Raw genomic sequence first — 4,866 nt, forward strand, 5'->3', positions numbered from 1 at the left:
ATAAGGCCCCGTTCACTTACGGTCAATGATGCCAGATTGTGTCGAACAGTTCAAACCTTCGTAGATTCGTTTCGTTCAGCGTGATCCACAATGTAGCCGCAACAGATTACTTCTCCGCCAGGCGCTAGACTGAGGTAGCCGGAAGGAAACAGTACAGTGAGCCAAGCAAACTACAGTGTCGAACGGATTCTCCAGTTGGTACGCGCCTCGTTCAAGAAACAGATGGGCGATTTAAGCTGCAAGATTTTTCATGAACGTCTCTGGGGAGAATTGGAAGCTATCACTGATCCAGGTGTTGTCAAACCCCTACCTCATCAGAACTACTCGTATCAAAGATATCTATTTGAACAGGCCCCCATCGCCCTGCGAAATGCTGCCACGGAGGGATTTTTCTATCTTCTAAATGCTGGGTATATTTCCCCGCAGCCGACGAATGACTTTATAAACTTTCCTCTGCGCTCAGATTCGTATCGCTGGACAGAGCGCGGTCTGCAATGGGTTAAAGGCGCCGAACCAATTCCTGAAGAGGTAGCAGGGTACATGAAGTTCCTGAGAAAGCACGTTGGCACTCTGGACGATGTGATCGAACAATACATCCTGGAAGCTCTAACGGCATTCAACCGTGAGGCGTTTTTCGCGGCTGCTGTGATGGTGGGCGCCGCGTCCGAGAAAGCCGTGTATCTGCTGACAGCATCCCTGTTGAATGCACTGAAACCATCGCGCCGACGCACCACACTCGAAACGGCGCTGAGCAAGCGCCAGCTCTTCGCGCTTCTGGATTGTGTGAGGAAGACGATTGAAGACTGTTCCGCCGGTAATCCCGCACTGATTCCATACTCAGCAACGGAAGGCGCGTCCGCACATCTGGCATCGCTCTTTGAGGCCATCCGCACACAACGGAACGATGCGGTTCACCCGATGAACGCGACGGTGTCTGCTTCATCGGTTCGATTGCTGCTGCACTCGTTCCCGTATGCTTTGAACGCGACTGAGAAACTGAGAGCTTGGTTCGACGCGAATCCCGGCAGCCTTTAGGAAGCGGATTGCATAATCAGCACGCATACCAACTTCGTCATCTTCGATCATCGACCCCCAGCGACCGGCGCCGTTCACCGGCGAAGGTCAATGTCTGCTCGCCTGGAGAGACTTTCCACCACGCATCCATCTCGCCTCTGAAAAGATCGCTCGGGAGTTTCTTCGTAGCGACCGCATTCTCCCAAACGATGACCCCCGTCTCCTTCGCTTCGGTGTCTTCGGGAAGCCCAGCAACGCCGTCGTAGATGTCTTGCACCCGCTCACGGGACGTTCTGCCGTCATCGGTACGAATGTACTTCCGCATTGCCAGATGCCAGACCGCGTACTCCTGGATTGAGATCAAGGCAGCGATGCGCGTGTTTTGTAAACGAGACGGTCTCACCATCTTCCCGTTGCCAACCAAGAACTCTGACGTGGCTTCTACTCCCTCCGGCGGTTCGCCCGGCCCCAAATAAAACGGAACACGAAAGCCTAGATCGCCATACATGGCGCCTAGCATTACGGAGGGTTCGTTCAGTTGCACAAAGCTGCCCGGAGGAGCGGCCAACACTAAGCCACACACGTAGTCTGCGGTTGATTTGAACTTCCGCGTTCCCTCTTCGATGTGCTCACGAATCGATTTATAGGGATTGAATGTGCTAAAGCCACGCACCGGCATCGGGTTTACGATGTCCTTGACTTCGAGCAACACCTTGCCGTGTGTCGGATGGTCGATAACGAAGTCGATGAGTTGGGAGACACCCGGCAGCTTCGGTTCTCTCTCAAACGCAATTCCCTGCGATACGAGATAGGCTTCAAACAGGCTCTCACCGTAGGTCGATTTGTTCATCGAACGTCGCACTCCTAGAAGTGCCCGCGTGAATCGTACTCTTCCGGTTTACGACCGTCCGCCTTGCACGCTTCGCACTCACTGATGTGCGCGTTGCGTCGTGAATAAGCCTGATGAACTTCCCGAACGGCGTTTGCAATGGCCTCCTGCCGTTTCTTCTCGGAATTGTGAGGATAATGGCTTCGCGAGCTGCCTCTAGCCATATCCTCGCGCATCATCGCTTTGTAACGGTCATCGTTCAACTTGTCGTATTCAGGGCAGGGCATGATGTCAGAATAATCTAGTGCGTGCTCAAAACACGAGGCAATACCGCAGATTGGGCACAGTGCTATCGAGGCTTGCTATGGACGCGACCGCAAAAGGATGCTGGGCTGCATCGTTAGGAGACTGTGAAGGCAAGATCAGTCGGGAGCATCTGGTCTCTCAGGCGCTATTTCCAGACGGCAACATCACGGTGAGCGGTCTGCACTGGTGCAAGGATGAGCCGAAGACGGTAGGACTGGCAGCACTCACGGGAAAGATTCTCTGCCAGAAGCACAACAGCGAACTCAGCGAATTGGATGACAACATAAAGCGGGCCTTTGAAACATTCGATGAGTCAATGCAGCTCTTCCATGTCCGAACCAAACTACGGAGCAGACGGTGGACAATCAAGACGTTCACCATCGACGGCGCGTTGCTCGAACGATGGTTTCTCAAGACGCTCATCAATTTCAGTCATGGCGGCCAATGGATCATTGGGGAAGGTTCACATCCTCCTGGATTGCCGAATGACGAGTTGGTAAAGATCGCGTTCGGCAAGGCAGCATTTTGAGAGAAGGCCGGACTGTACACTGCCGCGCACGATGGTGAGCAAGTCACACTCCAGCAGGGTTTGAGCCTGACTCCGAAGACGACAGGAAACAACCTGCTCGCGGGCATGTTTTCATTGTGTGGCTACAGGTTTTTTCTCAGTCTCCTGCCGGAGGAGTTCAAGGAACACCAAGGCTCCCATCTGATGTATCGAGACGTACATCACTGGTATGCGCCGCGTGATGACAAAGGGCGACCTGTGCGGTCGCATCGGCTCGACATCACATGGTCGTGACTACGGCAACAGCTTCGACGCCGGGTGGGCTGAGAATGTCGCCCCGGAGCTTGTCCGGGGCATCGAACACGGGCGGGCAGGCGGACAGACGACACAAAGATGCGGAGCCTGTCTTACAGGCTCCGCAGACTATTCCTATTGAGTTGATGATTAGGCTGCGGTTTTCTTCGCAGCTTTGGCTAGCGGCTTGGGCGCGGCTTTCTTTGTGGACTTGGCCTTTTCTTTCGCGGCGAACTCCTGCTTGACCTTCGCCGAGATTGCCTCGATGTCCACTTTGTAGCTCTGCGCCGCATCGCGCAGCACCTTTACACTATCGGCAGCGGTACGCATCGAGAGCAAGATGACCGTCTCCACCAAAATGCGCCCCAGCGTGCTTTCCTCGGCCTTCGGCAGAAACGCTGCCAGCAATTTCGCTGGCGAGCCAGCATCCTTCGGCTGGCCGATCTCATGCTGCCGGATGAAGATAGCGAGTTTGCGCTCGTCCAGCATCGTGATCAGCCGTTCGACGGCAAACTGCAGGTCGCGCTTCATCAGCCGCACAGGAACCGCTTCGCCGATGGCTTTCAGTACGCGCAACCCGATAGTCTGGGCCAGTGCTTCCGCGCGGCGCTGTTTTTCCCGCTCGGCCTTGAACTCAGCGTCGGCATGTGTCTGCTGCTGCTTTTTCTTTGGGTGATGTACTGGACAGTCTGGATTGGCACATATCCGGCGGAGTTCGCCCTTCTCGCTGCCCTCGGTGACGATGGCTTCGGTGGTGGACTTGCAGGTCTTGTATTCCGGCCAGTCGCGCTGCTCCTTCTTCTGCGGCTTGTCCTGCCGGATTTCGACATACTGGTTGCGCGGAATCGCCGCGCTGCCTTCGGCGGGTTTGCCGTAGGCGGTGCTGATCTGAACCAGCTTGGGCTTTGCGGCGACGGTCTGTTTGACGTGCATCTCCAGTTTGGCGGCATAACAGTTTGGATCGGAGCAACTGTCTTGACGCGGGCTGATGCCATCAAACAACAGAACGTTATGTCCTGTGCGTTTGAGGCATTCGATGCAGGAACCTGCTGCGGGCACAAGCTGCGTGTCCTCTTTCGAGAACGGCGCGGCGGCAAGCTCCAGCAGAATGTTGTGTTCAATCCACTGCTGGAGATGACGGATGGGCAGCAGAATGCGCTTCGACTTGCTGTCATTGCCGTAGGCTTCCTGATAGCAGGCGGCGAGTGCTTGCTCCTGCTGTTCCGGCTGAAGTTTCGCCAGCAAGAGCGCATGGCCTACGCCGATCTCGTCTTTCGAGAAGGCTTGGACGACGGCAGGCGCAAGTTGTGCGAGGCGAACGCGGGCGAGTACATATCCCGGAGATTTGCCGCACTTGGCGGCAATTTGTTCGATGGAATACTTCGGCTCGTCGAGCGCCAAAAGCCGAACGTAGCCGGTCGCCTCGTCCAGCGGATGCACGTCGCGGCGTTGCAGGTTCTCCACGATGCTGACTTCGACCGCTTGCGCATCGCTGAGTTCCGCGATGCGGACAGGGACGTATTCCAGCCCGGCCCGTTGCGCCGCGCGATAACGCCGCGCTCCGGCTACGATCTCGTAACTGTGTCCTCCTTTGGGCCGAACTACCAGCGGGGAGAGCACGCCCTGCGCCTTGATGGACTCTGCCAGTTCATCAAGTGCCTTTTCGTCAAACGTGCTGCGTGGATTGTTGGCCGACTCGGTGAGGCTGAGAAGCGGCAGATTGCGATATTCCGATTGCGATTGCACTGCTGTAGTCATTGCGATTCTCCTTATCAGGTTGTCGAGCGTGAAAGCGTGAGCGGGCACAGCCAGTACCCGCCCGTAGAGTTGCGGATCAGGCGGCTGGGTTCTCCGGTTCCTCGGCGCGTAGTGCGGCGAGAATGACGGCGGAGGTGCGCTGGATGACTTCCAGACT

Annotated in this window: 5 protein-coding genes; 3 read left to right on the forward strand and 2 right to left on the reverse strand. The window is 56.0% G+C overall.

What is annotated here, in order from left to right:
- Nucleotides 1–156 precede the first annotated feature (156 nt).
- Nucleotides 157–1,035 (forward strand): hypothetical protein, encoded by an 879-nt coding sequence (locus tag VMU57_RS02655; RefSeq protein WP_325380507.1) that lies wholly within the window; start codon nt 157–159, stop codon nt 1,033–1,035.
- Between the two features lie 37 nt (nt 1,036–1,072).
- Here VMU57_RS02655 and VMU57_RS02660 read toward each other — a convergent pair whose 3' ends face one another.
- The gene (locus VMU57_RS02660; protein ID WP_325380509.1) at nt 1,073–1,864 is read right to left on the reverse strand and encodes a hypothetical protein; all 792 of its coding nucleotides are present in this window, start codon (nt 1,862–1,864) and stop codon (nt 1,073–1,075) included.
- Between the two features lie 343 nt (nt 1,865–2,207).
- Between VMU57_RS02660 and VMU57_RS02665 the strand changes: the two genes are divergently transcribed.
- Both VMU57_RS02665 and VMU57_RS02670 read left to right on the forward strand, forming a co-directional pair.
- The gene (locus VMU57_RS02665; protein ID WP_325380511.1) at nt 2,208–2,678 is read left to right on the forward strand and encodes a hypothetical protein; all 471 of its coding nucleotides are present in this window, start codon (nt 2,208–2,210) and stop codon (nt 2,676–2,678) included.
- 220 nt (nt 2,679–2,898) lie between these two features.
- Entirely contained in the window at nt 2,899–3,093 is a 195-nt protein-coding gene (locus VMU57_RS02670) for a hypothetical protein (RefSeq protein ID WP_325380513.1), read from the forward strand.
- 8 nt (nt 3,094–3,101) lie between these two features.
- On the opposite strand, the gene VMU57_RS02675 is transcribed toward VMU57_RS02670, so the two are convergent.
- The gene (locus VMU57_RS02675) at nt 3,102–4,709 is read right to left on the reverse strand and encodes a ParB/RepB/Spo0J family partition protein (RefSeq protein WP_325380515.1); all 1,608 of its coding nucleotides are present in this window, start codon (nt 4,707–4,709) and stop codon (nt 3,102–3,104) included.
- Between the last annotated feature and the right edge of the window lie 157 nt (nt 4,710–4,866).

This window comes from Edaphobacter sp., from assembly GCF_035532915.1.
Taxonomy (GTDB): domain Bacteria; phylum Acidobacteriota; class Terriglobia; order Terriglobales; family Acidobacteriaceae; genus Edaphobacter.

What these genes read in the sequence shown, in the direction of transcription:
- VMU57_RS02660 (WP_325380509.1), bottom strand. Translation starts at nt 1,864, where the DNA reads ATGAACAAATCGACCTACGGTGAGAGCCTGTTTGAAGCCTATCTCGTA.
- VMU57_RS02665 (WP_325380511.1), top strand. Translation starts at nt 2,208, where the DNA reads ATGGACGCGACCGCAAAAGGATGCTGGGCTGCATCGTTAGGAGACTGT.
- VMU57_RS02670 (WP_325380513.1), top strand. Translation starts at nt 2,899, where the DNA reads ATGACAAAGGGCGACCTGTGCGGTCGCATCGGCTCGACATCACATGGT.
- VMU57_RS02675 (WP_325380515.1), bottom strand. Translation starts at nt 4,709, where the DNA reads ATGACTACAGCAGTGCAATCGCAATCGGAATATCGCAATCTGCCGCTT.